Origin of the sequence: Massilia orientalis, from assembly GCF_030411975.2 — a bacterium.
In the GTDB taxonomy this organism is placed as follows: Bacteria; Pseudomonadota; Gammaproteobacteria; order Burkholderiales; family Burkholderiaceae_D; genus Telluria; species Telluria orientalis.
The window spans coordinates 425,911-444,236 of sequence record NZ_JASNRB020000005.1; the positions used below are offsets into that span (position 1 = coordinate 425,911).

General features: G+C 65.9%; 18 protein-coding genes, 1 rRNA gene and 1 pseudogene. 9 read left to right on the forward strand and 11 right to left on the reverse strand.

Translation table 11 applies throughout. The features are described 5' to 3' along the window. Positions 1–4: 4 nt before the first annotated feature. Positions 5–952: a glutathione synthase gene (gene gshB, locus QPK29_RS10475; RefSeq protein ID WP_056122136.1), complete on the reverse strand. Its 948-nt coding sequence runs from the start codon at positions 950–952 to the stop codon at positions 5–7. 190 nt (positions 953–1,142) lie between these two features. Here gshB and QPK29_RS10480 point away from each other — a divergent pair, with 190 nt between their 5' ends. Beyond that, positions 1,143–1,859 (forward strand): class I SAM-dependent methyltransferase, encoded by a 717-nt coding sequence (locus tag QPK29_RS10480; protein ID WP_056122134.1) that lies wholly within the window; start codon positions 1,143–1,145, stop codon positions 1,857–1,859. 1 nt (position 1,860) lies between these two features. On the opposite strand, the gene gshA is transcribed toward QPK29_RS10480, so the two are convergent. From gshA to QPK29_RS10500, 4 genes are all read right to left on the reverse strand, one after another. Continuing rightward, a complete protein-coding gene (gene gshA / locus QPK29_RS10485; protein WP_025511598.1) occupies positions 1,861–3,162 on the reverse strand; it encodes a glutamate--cysteine ligase in 1,302 nt (433 codons plus the stop codon). Between the two features lie 139 nt (positions 3,163–3,301). Continuing rightward, positions 3,302–4,864: an ammonium transporter gene (locus QPK29_RS10490; RefSeq protein WP_371768828.1), complete on the reverse strand. Its 1,563-nt coding sequence runs from the start codon at positions 4,862–4,864 to the stop codon at positions 3,302–3,304. A gap of 10 nt (positions 4,865–4,874) precedes the next feature. Beyond that, on the reverse strand, positions 4,875–5,213 hold the full coding sequence (locus QPK29_RS10495; protein ID WP_025511601.1) for a P-II family nitrogen regulator: 339 nt from the start codon (positions 5,211–5,213) through the stop codon (positions 4,875–4,877). A 12-nt stretch (positions 5,214–5,225) separates the two neighbouring features. Beyond that, positions 5,226–5,972 carry a TorF family putative porin gene (locus QPK29_RS10500; protein WP_056122125.1) on the reverse strand — a complete coding sequence of 249 codons (747 nt, stop codon included), beginning with the start codon at positions 5,970–5,972 and terminating at the stop codon, positions 5,226–5,228. A gap of 266 nt (positions 5,973–6,238) precedes the next feature. Between QPK29_RS10500 and QPK29_RS10505 the strand changes: the two genes are divergently transcribed. After that, positions 6,239–6,487 carry an accessory factor UbiK family protein gene (locus tag QPK29_RS10505; protein ID WP_056122122.1) on the forward strand — a complete coding sequence of 83 codons (249 nt, stop codon included), beginning with the start codon at positions 6,239–6,241 and terminating at the stop codon, positions 6,485–6,487. 76 nt (positions 6,488–6,563) lie between these two features. Here the strand turns inward: QPK29_RS10505 and nirK are convergent, their stop codons facing one another. Beyond that, positions 6,564–7,961 (reverse strand): copper-containing nitrite reductase, encoded by a 1,398-nt coding sequence (nirK, locus tag QPK29_RS10510; RefSeq protein WP_400189756.1) that lies wholly within the window; start codon positions 7,959–7,961, stop codon positions 6,564–6,566. Positions 7,962–8,191: 230 nt separating this feature from the next. On the opposite strand from nirK, the gene QPK29_RS10515 reads away from it, so the two are divergent. Continuing rightward, a complete protein-coding gene (locus tag QPK29_RS10515) occupies positions 8,192–9,148 on the forward strand; it encodes a transporter family protein (RefSeq protein ID WP_371768830.1) in 957 nt (318 codons plus the stop codon). A 3-nt stretch (positions 9,149–9,151) separates the two neighbouring features. Here QPK29_RS10515 and QPK29_RS10520 read toward each other — a convergent pair whose 3' ends face one another. Continuing rightward, positions 9,152–9,448, reverse strand: a complete 297-nt coding sequence (locus QPK29_RS10520; protein ID WP_371768831.1) for a hypothetical protein — start codon at positions 9,446–9,448, stop codon at positions 9,152–9,154. Between the two features lie 150 nt (positions 9,449–9,598). Between QPK29_RS10520 and QPK29_RS10525 the strand changes: the two genes are divergently transcribed. After that, positions 9,599–11,125 (forward strand): YifB family Mg chelatase-like AAA ATPase, encoded by a 1,527-nt coding sequence (locus QPK29_RS10525; protein ID WP_371768832.1) that lies wholly within the window; start codon positions 9,599–9,601, stop codon positions 11,123–11,125. Here QPK29_RS10525 and QPK29_RS10530 read toward each other — a convergent pair. Together QPK29_RS10530 and QPK29_RS10535 are read right to left on the reverse strand one after the other, a co-directional pair. Beyond that, positions 11,122–12,330 (reverse strand): MFS transporter, encoded by a 1,209-nt coding sequence (locus QPK29_RS10530; protein WP_371768833.1) that lies wholly within the window; start codon positions 12,328–12,330, stop codon positions 11,122–11,124. The genes QPK29_RS10525 and QPK29_RS10530 overlap by 4 nt on opposite strands. Before the next feature lie 105 nt (positions 12,331–12,435). Beyond that, a complete protein-coding gene (locus QPK29_RS10535; protein WP_371768834.1) occupies positions 12,436–13,395 on the reverse strand; it encodes a GlxA family transcriptional regulator in 960 nt (319 codons plus the stop codon). 262 nt (positions 13,396–13,657) lie between these two features. Between QPK29_RS10535 and QPK29_RS10540 the strand changes: the two genes are divergently transcribed. The 5 genes from QPK29_RS10540 (at position 13,658) to QPK29_RS10560 (ending at position 17,645) form a co-directional block, all read left to right on the forward strand. Next, a complete protein-coding gene (locus QPK29_RS10540) occupies positions 13,658–14,419 on the forward strand; it encodes an SDR family oxidoreductase (protein WP_371768835.1) in 762 nt (253 codons plus the stop codon). 27 nt (positions 14,420–14,446) lie between these two features. Further along, positions 14,447–14,962, forward strand: a complete 516-nt coding sequence (locus tag QPK29_RS10545; RefSeq protein WP_371768836.1) for a hypothetical protein — start codon at positions 14,447–14,449, stop codon at positions 14,960–14,962. A gap of 1 nt (position 14,963) precedes the next feature. After that, complete coding sequence (locus QPK29_RS10550) at positions 14,964–15,704, forward strand: ABC transporter ATP-binding protein (RefSeq protein ID WP_056122101.1); 741 nt, start codon at positions 14,964–14,966, stop codon at positions 15,702–15,704. Then, complete coding sequence (locus QPK29_RS10555) at positions 15,701–17,236, forward strand: hypothetical protein (RefSeq protein WP_371768837.1); 1,536 nt, start codon at positions 15,701–15,703, stop codon at positions 17,234–17,236. The genes QPK29_RS10550 and QPK29_RS10555 overlap by 4 nt, the downstream gene beginning before the upstream one ends. Positions 17,237–17,306: 70 nt before the next feature. Beyond that, positions 17,307–17,645 carry a DUF1840 domain-containing protein gene (locus QPK29_RS10560; protein ID WP_056122095.1) on the forward strand — a complete coding sequence of 113 codons (339 nt, stop codon included), beginning with the start codon at positions 17,307–17,309 and terminating at the stop codon, positions 17,643–17,645. 67 nt (positions 17,646–17,712) lie between these two features. Here the strand turns inward: QPK29_RS10560 and QPK29_RS10565 are convergent. Beyond that, positions 17,713–17,988, reverse strand: a pseudogene (locus QPK29_RS10565) (hypothetical protein); the annotation flags it as partial. 43 nt (positions 17,989–18,031) lie between these two features. Then, positions 18,032–18,144, reverse strand: a 5S ribosomal RNA gene (gene rrf, locus QPK29_RS10570). Between the last annotated feature and the right edge of the window lie 182 nt (positions 18,145–18,326).

Below are 18,326 nucleotides of genomic sequence, written 5' to 3' on the forward strand. Positions count from 1 at the left end.
GTCTTTAATTTCCCGTTACCCGGCGCTCGACGGCGTCGATGAACATCGCCGCGACGTCGAAACCGGTCTGGTCGGTGATCTCCTGGAAACACGTGGGGCTGGTGACATTCACCTCGGTCAGGAAATCGCCGATCACGTCCAATCCTACCAGCAACAGGCCACGCGCCGCCAGAATCGGGCCGAGACTTTCCGCGATCTCGCGGTCGCGCTCCGTCAGCGGCTGCGCGACGCCGGTGCCGCCGGCCGCCAGGTTGCCGCGCACTTCCCCGGCCTGCGGAATGCGCGCCAGCGAAAACGGGACCGGCTTGCCGTCGATGACGAGCACGCGCTTGTCGCCCTTGACGATGGCGGGAATATATTTCTGCGCCATGATCGTGCGCGCGCCGTTGTCCGTCAGCGTCTCGATGATGGAACCAAGGTTCAGGCCATCGTCCTTGACGCGGAAGATGCCGGCGCCGCCCATGCCGTCCAGCGGCTTGAAAATCACGTCGCCGTGTTCGGCGTGGAAGGCGCGCAGGCGCGTGCCGGACGACGACACGAGCGTGGGCGACGTGAACTGGCTGAACTGGGCGATGGTCAGCTTTTCGTTGTGGTCGCGGATCGCCGAGGGTTTGTTGAACACGCGTGCGCCCTGGCGCTCGGCCAGTTCCAGCAGATACGTGCCGTACACGTATTCCATGTCGAACGGCGGGTCCTTGCGCTCGATGACGGCGTCGAACGCGGAAAGGGGCACGGTATCGGTGTCGCCTTCACGGTACCAGTCGTCCGGATCGCCGGTCAGCTGGATCTCGGTGGCCTCGGCCGTCACGACGCCCTCTTCCAGCACCAGGTGGCGCTGTTCGAAGGCATAGATCCGATGGCCGCGCCGCGCCGCTTCGCGCATCATCGCGAACGTCGAGTCCTTGTAGATTTTGAAGCCGGACAGCGGATCTGCGAGAAAAGCGATTTTCATGATGGTCCCAATGGAGGCAATACCACGATTTTAGCCGGAAACGCGGATGTTCGCGGAAAGGCGGCCGCGTCCGGCGGACGAGTTACCGGAGCATCTTCCTGTTGGCAAAACGTCATCTATTCAATCTGCATTTGCGAACCGTCAAACGTGCCGCCGGACCACTTGGGAAGATGCGTCCCAGGAGGACACGATGAGCGACCAAGCCGAGCAGGAACGCATCAACCAGGTCTATCGCCAATGGCATGGCGGCGCCGGGCTGGCGAAACACGCCTGGCACCGGCCCGACATCGTCCGCCAGGCGGCGGCGCGGGCGCGCGTGCTGGCCGACCTGCTGCCGCTGACGGTGGGCCGCGACCTGTCCGCCGTGCGCGCGCTGGACGTCGGCTGCGGCGGCGGCGGCTTCCTGCGCCAGCTGATCGACTGGGGCGCCACGCCGTCCCACCTCGCCGGCACGGAGCTGCAGCCCGACCGCCTGGAACAGGCCCGGGCCCGCACGGCGCCCGGCGTGCGCTGGCACCTGGGCCAGATCGACGTCTTTCCCGACGCGAGCATGGACCTCGTGAGCGCGCACACGGTGTTTTCCGCGCTCCTGGACGAAGACCTGCGGCGCGGCCTGGCCGCCGAGATGTGGCGCGTGCTGCGTCCGGGCGGCTGGACGATGATTTTCGATGTCCGCTACGGCAGCCCGCGCAATGCCCACGTGCGCAAGGTGACGGACGTCGAACTGCTGCGCTTCTGGCCTGCCGCCAGCCGCCACTACCGCACGCTGGTGCTGACGCCGCCCGTGGGGCGCACGCTGGCCGCCCTGCCCTGGCTGATTCCGGAAGCGCTGGCGATGTTGCTGCCGCCGCTGCGCTCCCACTTCATCTACATGGCGCGCAAGCCGGAGACGGACCGTATGGTCTGAATCAATAGATTTCCGGGTCCGGATCGGTCCGTTCCAACTCCAGCGAAGCAGCCAGCAACGCAAGACGCGCCACCACGCCGTACACGTAGAAGCGGTTCGGCGCGGCCGTCCCCGGCTTCGCCTTCAGGTCGGGCACCGCGTGCTGCTGCGCGAACGCGAGCGGCACGTATTGCGAGCCCGGCGCGTTCAGGTTCTGGTCCACGCCGCGCTCGGCGTGCACGCGGTAGAAGCCGCCGACGACGTAGCGGTCGATCATGTACACGACCGGCTCCGCCACCGCGTCGTTGATCGACTCGAACGTGGGCACGCCTTCCTGGATCATCACGTCGGTGACGGTGACGCCATCCTTGATGACCGACATCTTGTTGCGCTGCTTGCGGTTCAGGTCCTTGACCTCGCTCGCATCCTTGACGGTCATGATGCCCATGCCGTACGTGCCGGCATCCGGCTTGACGATGACGAAGGGTTTCTGGTCCTTCATCCCGTATTCCTTGTACTTCTTCTTGATCTTCGACAGCAGCGCCGACACGTTATCGGCCAGGCATTCCATGCCCACGTCTTCCTGGAAATTGACCTCGCCGCATTTGCTGTGCAGCGGGTTCACGAGCCACGGGTCGATGTCGATCAGCTTGCCGAACTTCTTGGCGACCTCGTCGAACGCCTTGAAGTGATTGCTCTTGCGGCGCACGGCCCAGCCGGCGTGCAGCGGCGGCAGCAGCGATTGCTCGTGGACGTTTTCGAGGATGCTCGGGATGCCGGCGGACAGGTCGTTGTTCAGCAGGATCGTGCACGGGTCGAAGTCGGCCAGGCCCACGCGGCGGCCGTTGGGCGAGCGCACGAGCGGTTCCACGACCAGCATGTTCCCGTCCGGGAGCGCGAGCGGCGTCGGCTCCGTCACCTCGGGCGACAGCGAGCCCAGGCGCACGTGCAGGCCCGTCTGGCGGAAGATCTGCATCAGGCGCTGCACGTTCTGCAGGTAGTACGGGTTGCGCGTATGGCTTTCCGGGATCAGCAGCAGGTTGCGGGCGTCCGGGCAGTATTTGTCGATCGCGGCCATGGCGGCCTGCACCGTCAGCGGCAGCATTTCCGTCGACAGGTTGTTGAAGCCGCCCGGGAAGAGGTTCGTATCCACCGGCGCCAGCTTGTAGCCGGCATTGCGCAGGTCCACCGAGCAGTAGAACGGCGGCGTGTGCTCCTGCCACTCGAGGCGGAACCAGCGTTCGATGGCGGGCGTGGCTTCGAGGATCTTCTTTTCCAGGTCCAGCAGGGGACCGGTCACGGCGGTGGCGAGGTGGGGAACCATAAAAATGACGTCCTTCGGGCTTCTTGGCGATATGGTAAGCCGAGATTGGGGTGTTCGAACGTTTTTTAAAGACCTTTATGCAATTTAGAAATAAAAAAAGCGCCCCGGAGGGCGCTTTCGCATATTGCATTCCTGATAATCAGGAGTGGTAAGCCTGCTCGCCGTGGCTCGTGATGTCCAGGCCTTCGCGTTCCTCTTCCTCCGGGACACGCAGGCCGACGACGACGTCGACGATCTTGTAGGCGATGAACGAGACGACGGCCGACCACACGATGGTGGTGCCGACGGCTTCCGCCTGCACGAGGACCTGGTGGCCGATCGAGTACGGGTCGGCGGACATCTTGTTGGTGACGTAGTCGAAGATGCCCTGGCCGCCCAGTTGCGGTGCCGCGAACACGCCGGTCAGCAGCGCGCCCAGGATACCGCCCACGCCGTGGACGCCGAACACGTCCAGCGAGTCGTCGGCGCCGATCATGCGCTTCAGGCCGTTCACGCCCCACAGGCAGACGATGCCGGCGACGAGACCGATGACCAGGCCGCCCATCGGACCGACGAAGCCGCAGGCCGGGGTGATAGCGACGAGGCCGGCGACGGCACCCGAGGCGCCACCCAGCATCGACGGCTTGCCCTTGGTGATCCACTCGCCGAAGACCCACGACACGGTGGCGGCGGCGGTGGCCAGCAGGGTGTTGACGAAGGCCAGCGCGGCGACGTCGCCCGCTTCCAGTGCCGAACCGGCGTTGAAACCGAACCAGCCCACCCACAGCAGCGAGGCGCCGATCATGGTCATGGTCAGCGAGTGCGGGGCCATCGATTCACGGCCGTAGCCGACGCGCTTGCCGATCAGGATCGCACCGACGAGGCCGGCGATAGCGGCATTGATGTGCACCACGGTGCCGCCCGCGAAGTCGAGGGCGCCCTTCTGCCACAGCCAGCCGGCCTTGGCGGTCTCGGCATCGATGGTCGCGGCGGTGAACGCATCCGGACCGGTCCAGAACCAGACCATGTGCGCGACCGGCAGGTAACCGAACGTGAACCACAGCACGACGAACAGCAACACGGCGGAGAAGCGGACGCGCTCGGCGAACGCGCCGACGATCAGGCCGCAGGTGATGGCCGCGAACGTGCCCTGGAACGCCACGAAGACGAACTCGGGGATGACGACGCCCTTGCTGAAGGTGGCCGCGGTCGAGAACGCTCCCTTGACCGGATCCCAGATCCCGTTCAGGAACAGGCGGTCGAAGCCGCCGATGAACGCGGTCTTCTCGGTGAACGCCAGCGAGTAGCCGTACAGGCACCACAGGACGATGATGACCGCGAAGATCATGAACACCTGCAGCAGCACGGACAGCATGTTCTTGGAACGGACCAGGCCGCCGTAGAACAGGGCCAGGCCCGGGATCGTCATCATGATCACCAGCAGCGTGGCGACCATCATCCAGGCGGTGTCGCCCTTCTGCGGGGTCGGTGCGGCAGCCGGCGCGGCCGGTGCGGCCGGTGCGGCGGCAGCTTCCGGTGCTGCTGCGGCAGCTGCGGCCGGCGCGGCGGCGACCGGTGCGCTGGCGGCCGGTGCGGCCGCGGGTGCTGCGGCTTCCGCGGCGGCTGCCGGTTTGGCGGCATCCTGGGCCATGACCGGGGCGGCGGCTGCCAGCGCCACGGCGACGGATACGCCTGCGATCAGTTTCGTGATGGTGTGGATCATCGGATTCCCCTTACAGCGCTTCGTTGCCGGTCTCGCCGGTACGGATACGGACTACCTGCTCCAGGTTGGAGACGAAAATTTTGCCGTCGCCGATCTTGCCGGTGCGCGCGGCACTCTGGATGGTGTCGATCACCTGGTCGACGATGGCATCGTCGACCGCTGCCTCGATCTTGGTCTTCGGCAGGAAATCGACGACGTATTCCGCGCCACGGTAGAGCTCGGTATGGCCCTTCTGGCGACCGAAACCCTTCACTTCCGTCACGGTGATACCCTGGACGTTGATTTCCGAGAGGGCTTCACGCACCTCGTCGAGCTTGAAGGGTTTGATGATGGCGGTGATCATTTTCATGTGATTGCCTCTTCAGAAAGTTTTTGAAACAGTGAGCAGGGCCGCGGACTTGCCCAGGTTTTCCGCGGACGGGCTCACGTACGCGCTGGTGTCGGCCTTGATCCAGGACAGGGCCACGGAGCAGATGCCCAGGTCCTTGGTGACGCCGAGCTTGTAGTCGGTGTACGACAGCGAACCGTTGTGGCGCACGTTCTGGCGGCCGGCGTGCAGGTTCAGCGTGAAGCCGCTGCCGACGTCGACGTTGGCGCCGATGTCCAGGTAGCCGCTGCCCTTGCTGTCGGCCGTGCCGAACAGGTTCGTCAGCGAATGCGAGTACTTGACGTAGGCCGGGCCGAAACCGAGCTGGCCGTACAGTTCGAACGTGTTGGCATTCGGATGCAGGCCATTGCTCGGGTAAAAGTAGTACAGGCCGCCGACGTCATAGGTGATGTCGCTCGTGAGGTTGCCGCGCTTGCCGCCGTACAGGTCCCACTCGACGTCGCCGCTGCCGCCCAGGTCCTTGGTCCACTTGATGGTGGACAGCCAGGTGCCCGCGTACAGGCCGGTCGGGTTGTGCGTGTAGTCGGCGCCGCCTTGCAGTGCGGGGTCGAGACGGGACTGGGAAATGCCGCGGTAGCGATAATCGCTCGTGACCGCCGCGTTGAAACTCACTTCATTGTCCGGCTTCTGCTCTTCGGCGCCGGCCAGCCCGATGTGAAGGCTCCACAGGCTTGCTGCGAGTACTGCGGCGTGGGACCAGTTGCTGTTACGACGCTTCATACGACACTCCCTTTAGTTGAACATATTCTTGGGTTGCGGTTTACAATCCGGGATTGCGACCTCTTATGGTTAATGGTTGATTAGCAGGATGCGTGCCACCCCCATGCCGGGCGGGTTCCCGCTTGTTTTTCACCCCTTCCGCCCCCAGTTTTTTAATTTCAAAATACAAACGGGACCAGGACGCGTGCGCCGTCACGGTGCACGCACCAAATCAGGTATGTACGCACCTTCTTGGTGCGGGGTGCCGACTCAAGGACTAGTGTGAAATGAACAATTTTTTCAATGATTTGCAGGGCAAGATCAACCAGGCGTTCGAAAACTCGCCCGCCAAGGACATCGAGCGCAACGTCAAGGCGATGATGACCCAGGGCTTTTCGAAGCTGGACCTGGTGACGCGCGAAGAGTTCGACATCCAGGCCCAGGTGCTGGCCAAGACGCGCGCCAAGCTGGAGGCGCTGGAACTGCGCGTCGCCGAACTGGAAGCGAAGCTGGCCACGGCCGACGCCAAGGCCTGAGCCGCCCTTGTAAACGACGCGGCCGCGCCGCGCCGGTGGAAACCGGTGCGGCGCGGCCGCGTTGCCGTTTACCTGATCAATGTCCCGAAGGCGCGTCCGGCGTACTGGCGGTGCGGAACACGGCCGGATTCGGGTCGCCCGTCACGTACAGGAAGCCCGCCAGCCCCTTTTCCATCCGCGACAGGGCGTGGTCGACGAGGACATAGCGTCCGGGTACGTCGACCTTGAATTCCACCACCGTGGCGCCGCCCGGTGCCACGGTCGTCGTCTGCACGTTGCGCAGCGGCGGCGAGACCAGGTCGCCCAGATTGTAGACGCGTTCGAAGATCTCGCCGATGACGTGGAAACTGGAGGTGAAATTCGGTCCGCCCACGCCAAAATAGATGCGCACCGTTTCGCCGACCTTCGCTTCCATCCGGTGGGTCTTCGTCAGGGCGTTGTGGTTACCGTTGAACATCAGGTGCTCGGGCTGCTCGTTCAGCAGTTTTTCCAGCGAAAACTCGTTCTCGCCCGTCGAGCCATGGCGTTGCGCCGTGTACAGCTCGCCCTGCATCACATAGAACTCGCGGTCCACCTTCGGCAAGCCGCCTTCCGGCTCGACGAGGATCAGGCCGTACATGCCGTTCGAGATGTGCTGGGCGACCATCGGCGTGGCGCAGTGGTACACGTACAGGCCCGGATTCAGCGCCTTGAAGGTGAAGCCCTTGGTGCTGCCCGGCGCGGCCTGCGTGACGGCCGCACCGCCGCCGGGGCCCGTGACCGCATGAAAATCGACCGAGTGGATCATGTGGCTGTCCTTCGCGTTGGACAGGTCGACGTCCACGGTATCGCCGACCCGGACCCGGATGAACGGGCCCGGCACCTTGCCGTTGAAAGTCCAGTATTTGTAGGTGGCGCCGTCCGTCAACTGGCCCGTCACCTCCGTGGTCTCGAGGGAGACCTTGAGATGCTGCGGCGCGCGTTTGCCGATCGGCGGTGGCAGGTCGTGCGGATCGCGCGAGAGGTCCGCGGCCTTCGGCGAGGTGTCGGCGGCACCCTCGCCCACGACGATCTTGCCGATCATGCCGGCCTGCACGTGCCCCGGCAATGTACAGATGTAATCAAACGTCCCCTTCTTCGTGGCCCGGAAGACGATGGCCGTACTGGCGCCCTTGTCGTTGAGCTGGTTCGACTTGACGCCGAACTCGGCCACACTCAGGTCGTGCGTGGCACCGTCGCCATTGACGAGATTGATCTGCACGACGGCCCCGACGGGCACATTCAACGTGGGATTGGTCTTGCCCGCGATCTTGCCGGCATCGCCCATGAAGACCAGCTTGCCGTCGGCGATATCGGTACGCAGGGTGAACGTGACATCCGCGACGGTCTGTACGGCCGTGGGATGGAGATGCTCATGCTGGGCATGGGCGGGCGCCAGGAAGGTCATGCCGAGCATGAGGGCTGCGATCAGCACGGGCATCGTCTTGCGTTTCATTTTTTCACCTCGATCGTTGTTTTGGACTTGCTGCGAAAAAATCTTACGTGGCGCGGTTCCAATCCCTGGATGAACCAGATCAAGCATTTCGTAAACAACACGGAAATGTACTCGCCATAAGCAATCGATATGTTTGTAGCTGAACCTTGATCTGGTTCATACGAAATCGATGTCGACCGCACCTATGCTGTTCTCCAGCACAAGACGATTCGACATTGATGAGGAAAAAAATGAAGATCTGCCATCTGGCCGCCGCCCTCGCCGCCCTGTTTCCCGCCCTCGCCTCCGCCAGCTGCGGAGCCGCCTTCTGCACCGTGAACACGAACTGGACCACGCAGAGCGCGCTCCTCGCGCCCGGCCCGGCATTCGACGTGCACTACGAATACATCGACCAGGACCAGCCGATGGCGGGCGGCGACAAGGTCGCGGTCGGGCAGGTTCCGCATCACCACGACGAAGTCGCTACCGTGAACCGCAATCTCGTCGCCACCTGGAGCCGCGGCTTCGGCAACGGTTGGGGCGTGACCGTGAGCGCACCGCTCGGCGACCGCGATCACCGGCACGTCCACAACCACCATGGCGAACAGATCGGCGAAAGCTGGTCGTTCACGGAACCGGGCGATGTCCGCGTCGTCGGCCGCTATCAGGTCGCGTCCGGCGGCGACCTGCTGAATCCCAGCGACAGCGGCGTGACGTTCGGATTGAAACTGCCCACTGGACGCTTCACGGTCGCGAACGGCGACAACGAGCGGGCCGAGCGCAGCCTCCAGCCCGGCACCGGAACGACCGACCTGATCCTCGGCGCCTACCGCCACCAGCGCCGCAACGCCAGCGATGGCGCGTGGTTCGTGCAGGCCCAGTACCAACACGCGGTCGACAGCCGCGCCGGCTACAAGCCCGGCGCCCAGTTCAGTGCCGACGCCGGTGTGCGCAAGGGCTTCGGCCCGGGCTTCGGCGCCCTGCTGCAGCTGAACTTCGTGCACAAGCGCGCGGACAGCGGGAGCGCGGCGGAACCGGCCGACAGCGGCGGCCGTTACCTGTTCCTGAGTCCCGGATTGTCCTATGCCATCAACGGCAGGCTGCAGGTCTACGGCTTCGTCCAGCAACCGCTCGTGCGCCATGTGAACGGCGTCCAGTTGACGGCGGACCGCGCCTTCCTGGCCGGGGTGTCCGGCCAGCTGTGGTGAACCTCAATGCGCGGCGGCCCGCGTTAACAGACGCCAGAGGCCGTACAGCGCGGCCCCGCCCAGGCTGACCGCAAACACGAGCGCCACCATCCACCCCATCGGATTGGCCAGCCCGAGACTGTCCGCGCCGAAGACGAGCGCGGACGCCAGCGCCACCTGCGCGATCCACATGACCCGCAGCGGCCGGAACGCTTCGAGATCCCCGCGCTTCCACAGGCGCAGCGCAACCCACGTGACGGGTCCGCACAGCAGGCAGAACAGCACCGCGAGGGCGAGCAGGGTCAGTATCAGTCGGGGCATGCGTGGTTTGGCGAGGACGGAGCCCGCTACATTACCAGACACCTCGCAGACCCGACGCGAAAAAAGTTCGGCATGCAGGCCTGTCCCCTCTCAACAGGCATCGTCTCCGCTTCCCTAAGATGAGGCCTCGCCCACCGTCGAAGGAGTCCGATGAGCCTCGCCGTCCTCAGAAGCCGCGCCCTGGCCGGCATGGAAGCACCGGCCGTCAGCGTCGAAGTTCACCTGGCCAATGGGCTACCGGCGATGAATATCGTGGGGTTGGCGGACGCCGAGGTGCGCGAATCGAAAGACCGCGTACGCGCCGCGCTGCAGAACTCGGGCTTCGAGGTTCCCAGCCGGCGCATCACCATCAATCTCGCGCCGGCCGAGCTGCCGAAAGAATCGGGACGGTTCGACCTGCCGATCGCGCTGGGCATCCTCGCGGCGTCGGACCAGATCCCGGCCGCCGCGCTGGACGGCTACGAGTTCGCGGGCGAGCTGTCGCTGTCGGGAGAATTGCGCCCCGTGCGCGGTGCGCTGGCGATGAGCTTTGCCATGCTGCGCCAGCACGCCGACGAGGACACGTCCGCGCGCGCCTTCGTGCTGCCGTGGGCGAACGCGGACGAGGCGGCGCTTGTGACGGACGCCGTCATCTACCCTGCCCGCTCGCTGCTGGACGTGTGCGCGCACTTCGCCGCGAAGTCGGACGAGGCGCGGCTCGTGCGCTACCGCCCCGTGCCGTCCGCCGGTCCGCCCGTGTACCCGGACTTCGCCGACGTCAAGGGACAGCAGCAGGTCAAGCGCGCGCTCGAGGTAGCGGCCGCGGGCCTGCACTCCGTGCTGCTGATCGGACCGCCGGGCGCCGGCAAGAGCATGCTCGCGTCGCGCTTCCCCGGCCTGCTGCCGCCGCTGCGCCAGGAGGAAGCGCTGGAGACGGCCGCGCTCCAGTCGCTCGCGGGCAGCTTCGCCATCGCGCGCTGGCGCAAGCGGCCGTTCCGCAGTCCGCACCACACGAGTTCCGGCGTGGCCCTCGTCGGCGGCGGCCAGTTGCCCCGTCCCGGAGAAATCTCGCTCGCCCACCACGGCGTATTGTTCCTCGACGAGTTGCCGGAGTTCGACCGGAAAGTCCTCGAAGTGCTGCGCGAGCCGCTGGAAACGGGCGCCATCACGATCTCGCGCGCCGCGCGCCAGGCCGACTTCCCCGCCAGTTTCCAGTTGATCGCGGCGATGAATCCATGTCCGTGCGGCTGGCTCGGCCACCCGTCGGGCAAGTGCCGCTGCACGCCGGACGCCGTACAGCGCTACCAGGACCGCATCTCCGGCCCCCTCCTCGACCGCATCGACATCCAGGTGCCCGTGGCCGCGATGACGCCGGACACGATGGCGCAACTGGCCGACGGCGAGCCCAGCGCCGCCATTGCCGAGCGCGTCACGCAGGCGCACGCGCGCCAGTTGTCGCGCCAGGGCAAGGCCAACCGGAAGCTGACGACGCGCGAGATCGACCACCACTGCCACCTCGACACCGCCGCCGCGCGCCTGCTGGGCGACGCCATGCAGCACCTGCACTGGTCCGCGCGCGCCTATCACCGGGTGTTGAAGGTGGCGCGCACGATCGCCGATCTCGCCGGCGCCGATACGGTGAATGCCCAGCATGTGGCCGAGGCGATCCAGTACCGGCGCGGCTTATGTGAGCATTAAGCGGTGACCATTAAGCGGCGAGCCGCCTGGCGCCGTTCGACGACAAGCACGAGCAGCAAGGCCAGCACCTCGAAACTGCCGCCCACCCAACCCACGACGCCGGGCGACGCGTGCGCCACGGTGAACCCGCCCGCCAGCGCGCCCAGCGAAAAGCCGGCGTACTGGAACGATGCGTTCAGCGACAGCACGACGGGCGCCAGCGCCACGCCGCTGCGGTTGACGAGGCTGTTCTGCTGGGCCGGATAAAAGCCCCACGTGGCGAGGCCCCACAGCACGACACCCGGTAACAGCAGGCCGAGCGGCCAATGGCCGAAGCCGGCCATCGCCGCGAGGTAGTAGAACGACGCGGCCAGCAACAGCAGCGCGGGCACGACCACGTTGAGGGACCCGAAGCGGTCCGTCGCCCGTCCGCCCAGCGCCAGGCCGACGGCGGCTGCGACGCCCCACAGCAGCAGCACGCCGCTCATCCCTTCGGCCGGCATGTCCGCCACGAGTTTCAGGTACGGCGCCAGGTAGGTCAGCACGGCATACGTGCCGGTGCCCCACAGCAGGGTCACGACGAGCGTCGGCAGCACGCCCGGCCGGCGGGCGGCGTCGAGTCTCGCCTTCAGGCTGACGGGCGGCGCGCCGGCACCGAGGGACTCCGGCAGGCCCACGGCCAGCGCCACGGCGGCGAATGCGGACAACAGCGCGACGGCGCCGAACGTGGCGCGCCAGCCGAGGTGGGTGCCGAGCAGGGTGCCGAGGGGCACGCCGGCGACGATCGCGATGGTCAGGCCGCCGCTGACGATGGCCAGCGCGCGGCCCCGCTGCGCCGGCGGCGCGATGGCGCTGGCGAGGGCATTGGCGCTGGGGGTGTACAGGCCGGCCGTCAGCGCCAGCAGCACGCGGGCGATCAGCAGGCCGAGGTAGTCATGACTGGCGAATGCGAGCGCATTGCCGAGGGCGAAGGCGGCCATGCCGCCGACCAGCACGGTGCGGCGCGGCCAGCCGCTCGTGAAGATGGCGAGCAGCGGTCCGCCGATCGCATACGTCAATGCGAAGACCGTCACGAGCAGGCCGGCCTGCGTCACGGTCACGGCAAGGTCGGACGCGATGCGCGGCAGCAGGCCCGCGATCATGAAGCTTTCGGTGCCGATGGCGAAGGTGCCCAGCGCCAGCGTGTATAAAAGGCCTCTGGGCAGGGAGGTGGGCTCGGTGGACATCGTCGACTCCGTTCTGTTTGCCTGATGCAGGCATCTTTTCAGAACGGAGCACGACGCGTGAGACCAATCGGCCTCGATTCAGGCCATCGCTCCCCTGTCGAAGGATCAGGCGAGGCCCGTGGTCTGCTGTTCGCGCGCCGCGCGCTTGATGGCCTGGGGCGGTTGGCCGAAGGCGCGCAGGAAGGCTCGGCGCATGCGCTCGGGATCGGAAAAGCCGGTCTCGCGCGCGACGACGTCGATCGAGTGGTTGCTGCCCTCGATCAAGGCGCGCGCCGCTTCCACGCGCAGCACCTCGATCGCGCGGGCCGGGGACTGGCCCGTCTCGATGCGGAACGTGCGGCTGAACTGGCGCGTGCTCAGGTTGGCCGCCTCGGCCAGCTCGTCCACGGACAGCGGCTTGCGCAGGTGGCGCTTGGCGTACGACAGCGCTTGCTGGATACGGTCGGATTTCGGTTCGAGTTCCAGCAGCGCGGAGAACTGCGACTGGCCGCCGCTGCGGCGGTGGTAGACGACCAGCTTGCGTGCGATGTTGCGCGACAGCTCGATGCCGTAGTCGCTCTCGACGAGGGCCAGGCACAGGTCGACGCAAGCCGTCATGCCGGCCGACGACCACACCTTGCCCTCGTTGATGAAGATGCGGTCTTCCTCGACGCGCACCTTCGGGTACATGCGCTGCAGGTCGCGCGCCAGCGACCAGTGGGTGGTGGCACGCTTGCCGTCCAGCAGGCCCGCCTCGGCCAGCAGGAAGGCGCCCGTGCAGATGCTGCCCACGCGGCGCGACTGCACGCCGGCCTGGCGCAGGATCTCAATGAAGCCCGGCGACGACGGACGCCGCGGCGCCATCTGCCCCGCCACCAGCAAGGTGTCGTAGTCGTAGCGCGCGACGGCTTCCGTGAGCACGCTGATGCCCGAGGAACTGGTCATCGCGCCCCCATGCTCCGACAGCATCGTGACTTCGTAGCTGGCTTCTTCCAGCAAGGTATTGGCCAGTTCATAGACCGTCGTCGCCATGAGATCCAGGACCTGGAAGCCGGGTGGCAGCAAGAGTCCGATTCTGCGTTTCATGTTGTCCTCAGTGATGATCAGGTTCGCCGGAGATTCCGGCGCCACAGCGTCTGCTGCAGTGCATGATGGTAATCATACGACAACCGCTCCGGTCCAACCAAAAACAACTGACAAAGTAGATAGGCATCCGAATATATGTGCATACGCACACTTTGTCCTGATTCGAGGGTTCTTTGTCATTCAGGGCAAACATGTTTGCGCCAACATTGATCCCAGAAGGCAACATCTTCCAAATCCCTGATAACCGAAACGGAGAATCACCATGCAACTCACGCACAATACCATCTTCATCACCGGCGGTACCTCGGGCATCGGCCGCGGCCTGGCGGAAGCGTTTCATAAACTGGGCAACCAGGTCATCATCGGCGGCCGCCGCAAGGCCCTGCTGGACGAGGTGACGCGCGCCAACCCTGGCATGCGCGCCGTCGAGCTGGACATCGCCGATCCGGCCAGCATCGAACGCGCCGCCGCGGCCCTGATCGCCGAATATCCCGCGCTGAACGTCCTGATCAACAATGCCGGCATCATGCCGTTCGACGATCCGTCCGGCACGATCGACGACGCCACGGCCGTGTCGACCATCGAGACGAATCTGCTCGGCCCGGTCCGCATGACGTCCGCCCTCGTCGGCCACCTCAAGAAGCAGCCGCGCGCGACGATCATCAACAACACGTCCGTGCTGGCCTATGTGCCGATCGCCACGAACGCCGTGTACTCGGCCACCAAGGCCGCGCTGCACTCGTACACGCTGTCGCTGCGCTTCATGCTGCGCGCTACCGGCGTGACGGTGCAGGAAATCGCGCCGCCGTGGGTCAACACCGACCTGATCCACAAAGGCGACGACCCGCGCGCCATGCCGCTGGACGCCTTCATCGCCCAGACCATGCAGGCCCTGGCCACGGACCGCGAAGAAGCGCTGGTCGACATCGCCGTCCCGCTGCGCAACAACGCGGGACCGGACGAGCACAAGCTGGTCAACGAGTTCAATGCGCACATCGCGGAGAACCCGATCCCGGTCGCCTGAACCGTCCGGCCCTGTTACCATGTCGTCATGACAAGACGACGCTTCGCGGCCCTCGTGGCCGCGCTCAGCCTGCTTCTAGCGGGCTGTTCCCCCAAGTACAACTGGCGCGACTATGCAAGTCCGGACGCGCCCTACCGCGTCATGTTCCCGGCGAAACCGGCGACGTTCACGCGCACCATCGACCTCGACGGCATGCAGGTCGCGATGACGATGACGGCGGCCGAGGTCGATGGCGCGACGTTCGCCGTCGGCGCGGCCGAAGCGCCGGACGCGGCGCGCGCCCAGGCCGCGCTGGAAGCGATGCAGCTCGCGCTGGTGCGCAACATCGGCGCCACCATCACCAGCCAGAAGGCGACGGCGGACACGGACCGCGCCACGCGCGACGTCGACGCCAGCGGCACCCGCAACGGCGAGACCATGCACCTCGTCGGCCACTTCGAGTCACGCGGCAAGCGCTTCTACCAGGTGATCGCGATCGGCAAGAAGGATGCGCTGCCCGCCGAACAGGTAGAACAATTCATCACGTCTTTCAAACTGCCCTGAGATGAATAGCGAGTCCCCTGCCCTGCGCCTGTCCGGCCTGCGCAAATCCTTTGGCCGTCCCGCCGTCGACGGCCTCGACCTGACCGTGCGGCGCGGCGAACTGTACGCGCTGCTGGGCCCCAACGGCGCCGGCAAGACAACGACCTTGCGCATGGTGACCGGCCTGCTGGCCCCCGATGCCGGCGACGTGCAAGTGCTCGGCATCGACCTCGCGCGCGATCCCGCGGGCGCGAAGCGCGGCATGGCCTATCTGCCGGACGACCCGCTGCTGTACGGCAAACTGCGGCCGACGGAATACCTGGAATTCGTCGCCGGCCTGTGGGGCATCCGCGCGCAGGACGCCGAACCGCGCGCGCGCCGCCTGCTCGACTGGCTCGACCTCACGAAACACGCGCACGAGCTGACGGAAGGGTTTTCGCGCGGGATGAAGCAGAAGCTGGCGCTGGCCGGTGCGCTGATCCACGAGCCCGAGCTCCTGATCCTGGACGAACCGCTGACCGGCCTCGATGCGGCCGCCGCGCGCCAGGTGAAGGACCTGCTCGTGTCGCACGTCGAGCAGGGCGGCACCGTGATCCTGACGACGCACATCCTCGAGGTGGCGGAGCGCCTCGCGCAGCGCATCGGCATCATCCGCCAGGGCCGCCTGATCGCCGAGGGCACGCTGGCCGAACTGCGCGAACGCACGCAGGGCGGCAGCCTGGAAGACGTGTTCCTGCACCTGACCGAAGGACAGCCAGGGTGAGTGCCGCGCCGGGAAGCATCCTCTGGCTGCTGGGCCACGAGCTGCGCCTGGCCTGGTATGGCGCGACCATCAACAAGGGCGGCAAGCGGCGTCCGGGCTGGCCCGCCATCGCCGTGTTCGTGGTCGGGTTCATCGGCTTGCACCTGATCGCGTTCGCGCTGCTGCGCGCACTGGGCCGCGACGGCATCGGCGATGCCATGCTGGCCATCCCCATCAGCCTGCTGGTGGTCGTTTGCTCGACCTTCATGCTGTCGAGCAGCCTGCGCGCCTGCGTGCTGGCGCTGTTCGAGCGCGGCGACCTCGATCTGCTGCTGTCGTCGCCCCTGCCCTCGCGCAGCATCTTCGCCGTGCGCCTGCTCGGCATCGCGGCCGCCACAGCCCTGCCTTACGTGTACCTGGCCGGTCCGTTCGCCAACGTCGCGCTGGTGCTGGGTCATCCCGGCTGGCTCGGCCTGTACGTGACGATATTCTCCTGCGCGACGCTGACGGCCTGCGCCGGCATGCTGCTCACGCTTGCCCTCGTGCGCGTGCTGGGCGCGCGCCGCACGCGCGTGGTGGCGCAGGTGCTGGGTGCCATCGCGGGCGCGCTGATCTTCCTGCTGTCGCAGGCGTATAACTTCACGCGCCATGACGGGAGCGTGGGACCGCGCATCATGGAGATGATGACGCACCAGTCCCTGTTCGGACCGGACAGCGTGGTGTGGCTGCCCGGCCGCGCCGTCCTCGGTGCGCCGTTGCCGCTGCTGGGCGCCGTCCTGCTGGCGGGGCTCGCCTTCATGCTGACCCTGGCCCGCACGCACCGCTTCTTCGTCCATGGCCTGCAGCAGGCCGCAGGCATGGGGCGCGTGCGTGTCCGCCCGGCCGGCGCGCTGCGCTTCCGTTTCCGCGCCAGCCTGTTCGACACTGTCGTCAGCAAGGAATGGCGCCTGATCGCGCGCGACCCGCACCTGATCGCCCAGGTACTGCTGCAGTTAGTCTATCTCGTGCCGATGCTGTTCCTGATCCTGCGCGGCGACTCGGCCGGCCCCGCGCTGGGCGCAGGCCTCACGCTGCTGTGCAGTTCGTTGACGGGCAGTCTCGCCTGGATCGTGATCTCGGCCGAGGATGCGCCCGACCTGCTGCTGTCGGCGCCGGCGCAGCGCCGCACGCTGCAACTGGCCAAGCTGGCGGCGGCGACGATGCCGGCCCTGCTGCTCGTCGCGCTGCCGCTGCTGTGGCTCGTCGTGCGCACGCCGCTGACGGGCCTGCTCGTCGCGTTCCCGGTCAGCGCGGCCGTGCTGAGCGCCGGCCTGATCGTGCAGTGGACGGGACGGCCCGCACCGCGCAGCGATTTCAAGACGCGCGGCAAGGAAAATTTCCTGTGCACGATGCTGGAACTGATCAGCAGCCTGTGCTGGGGCGGGCTCGGCTGGCTGCTGGTCGCGCTGGCGGCCGGTGGACCGGCCTGGATGCTGCCCGCCGCGGCGGGGGTGCTGACGGCGGGGTTGCTGGTGCTGCTGCTGGCCCGCGCAATGCGGCGGCGCCCGGTGTGAGAGGTAGCCCACTGACCTCCAGGCGCGACTCGTGATATCGTTGGGCTACTCACAATAGAATGAGACAACTATGTTAATCACCTTTAAATCCAAGGCTTACCCGAACGTCATGATGTACCAGGACCACGCCAAGCGGATCCTGGACCTCCTGCACAAGGACAGTGAACGCGGTGTCATCACCGCCGAAGAAGCGACGCAAGCCGTCAGACTGCTGGAAAACGAGATCGAAGAAAGCCGGAAGCACCAGGCCACCGACGAGATGGAACAGGACGTCAAGGCCCATCAAGGCGAAGAGGACGCGGAACACCAGCCCATCGAAACCGTGACGTTCTCGACCCGAGCCTTCCCGCTGCTGGAAATGCTGCGCGCATCGCGCGACCTGCAGACCGACGTGCTCTGGGGCGTCTGACCCCGTCCGATCGGGACGTTTTCCGCTCGAGCGCTTCCGCCACCGGCGCAACACGGCCCGTGCCCTCGCGCCTGGCTGCATACAGCGCCTGGTCGGCGCGTGCCAACAGGTTGGCAAGGTCCTGCAGTTCATGCAGCAACTGCAGGGCCACGCTGATGCTGGCTCCCACCCGCACGCTCCCGCTCGCCAGTTTGTACGGCCGTACCAGCTGGTCGAGCAGGACATCCGCCCTGTCTTCGGCATCCGGCGCATCGTTCTTTGGTGGTAGAAAAGCAAAAAGCCCGCTCAGAGCGAGGATTGGCAGTGCCAATCCGAGCGAGCGGGCTTCGTTTTTCCAAAACAAAAAACCCCGTCGAGATCACTCGACGGGGTTTTCTTAATAACTAGCCTGACGATAACCTACTTTCACACTGGTTGCAGCACTATCATCGGCGCAGAGTCTTTTCACGGTCCTGTTCGGGATGGGAAGGGGTGGTACAGACTTGCTATGGTCATCAGGCATAACTTGTACGAGTGCCGCAGCTGTTGCGTGCGTCACTCTGAATCCGGAAGAAGTAGTTTCTTAATCTGTTGTCTCAACAAACAGCTGAACCCTTGCATTGGCATGACTGCCAAGGTTATAGGGACAAGCCGTACGGGCAATTAGTATCAGTTAGCTTAATGCATTACTGCACTTCCACA

What these genes read in the sequence shown, in the direction of transcription:
- QPK29_RS10495 (WP_025511601.1), bottom strand. Translation starts at nt 5,213, where the DNA reads ATGAAAATGATCACCGCCATCATCAAACCCTTCAAGCTCGACGAGGTG.
- QPK29_RS10515 (WP_371768830.1), top strand. Translation starts at nt 8,192, where the DNA reads ATGAAGATCTGCCATCTGGCCGCCGCCCTCGCCGCCCTGTTTCCCGCC.
- QPK29_RS10560 (WP_056122095.1), top strand. Translation starts at nt 17,307, where the DNA reads ATGTTAATCACCTTTAAATCCAAGGCTTACCCGAACGTCATGATGTAC.
- QPK29_RS10490 (WP_371768828.1), bottom strand. Translation starts at nt 4,864, where the DNA reads ATGATCCACACCATCACGAAACTGATCGCAGGCGTATCCGTCGCCGTG.
- QPK29_RS10505 (WP_056122122.1), top strand. Translation starts at nt 6,239, where the DNA reads ATGAACAATTTTTTCAATGATTTGCAGGGCAAGATCAACCAGGCGTTC.
- QPK29_RS10550 (WP_056122101.1), top strand. Translation starts at nt 14,964, where the DNA reads ATGAATAGCGAGTCCCCTGCCCTGCGCCTGTCCGGCCTGCGCAAATCC.
- QPK29_RS10530 (WP_371768833.1), bottom strand. Translation starts at nt 12,330, where the DNA reads ATGTCCACCGAGCCCACCTCCCTGCCCAGAGGCCTTTTATACACGCTG.
- QPK29_RS10540 (WP_371768835.1), top strand. Translation starts at nt 13,658, where the DNA reads ATGCAACTCACGCACAATACCATCTTCATCACCGGCGGTACCTCGGGC.
- QPK29_RS10525 (WP_371768832.1), top strand. Translation starts at nt 9,599, where the DNA reads ATGAGCCTCGCCGTCCTCAGAAGCCGCGCCCTGGCCGGCATGGAAGCA.
- QPK29_RS10545 (WP_371768836.1), top strand. Translation starts at nt 14,447, where the DNA reads ATGACAAGACGACGCTTCGCGGCCCTCGTGGCCGCGCTCAGCCTGCTT.
- gshA (WP_025511598.1), bottom strand. Translation starts at nt 3,162, where the DNA reads ATGGTTCCCCACCTCGCCACCGCCGTGACCGGTCCCCTGCTGGACCTG.
- QPK29_RS10500 (WP_056122125.1), bottom strand. Translation starts at nt 5,972, where the DNA reads ATGAAGCGTCGTAACAGCAACTGGTCCCACGCCGCAGTACTCGCAGCA.
- nirK (WP_400189756.1), bottom strand. Translation starts at nt 7,961, where the DNA reads ATGAAACGCAAGACGATGCCCGTGCTGATCGCAGCCCTCATGCTCGGC.
- gshB (WP_056122136.1), bottom strand. Translation starts at nt 952, where the DNA reads ATGAAAATCGCTTTTCTCGCAGATCCGCTGTCCGGCTTCAAAATCTAC.
- QPK29_RS10520 (WP_371768831.1), bottom strand. Translation starts at nt 9,448, where the DNA reads ATGCCCCGACTGATACTGACCCTGCTCGCCCTCGCGGTGCTGTTCTGC.
- QPK29_RS10535 (WP_371768834.1), bottom strand. Translation starts at nt 13,395, where the DNA reads ATGAAACGCAGAATCGGACTCTTGCTGCCACCCGGCTTCCAGGTCCTG.
- QPK29_RS10480 (WP_056122134.1), top strand. Translation starts at nt 1,143, where the DNA reads ATGAGCGACCAAGCCGAGCAGGAACGCATCAACCAGGTCTATCGCCAA.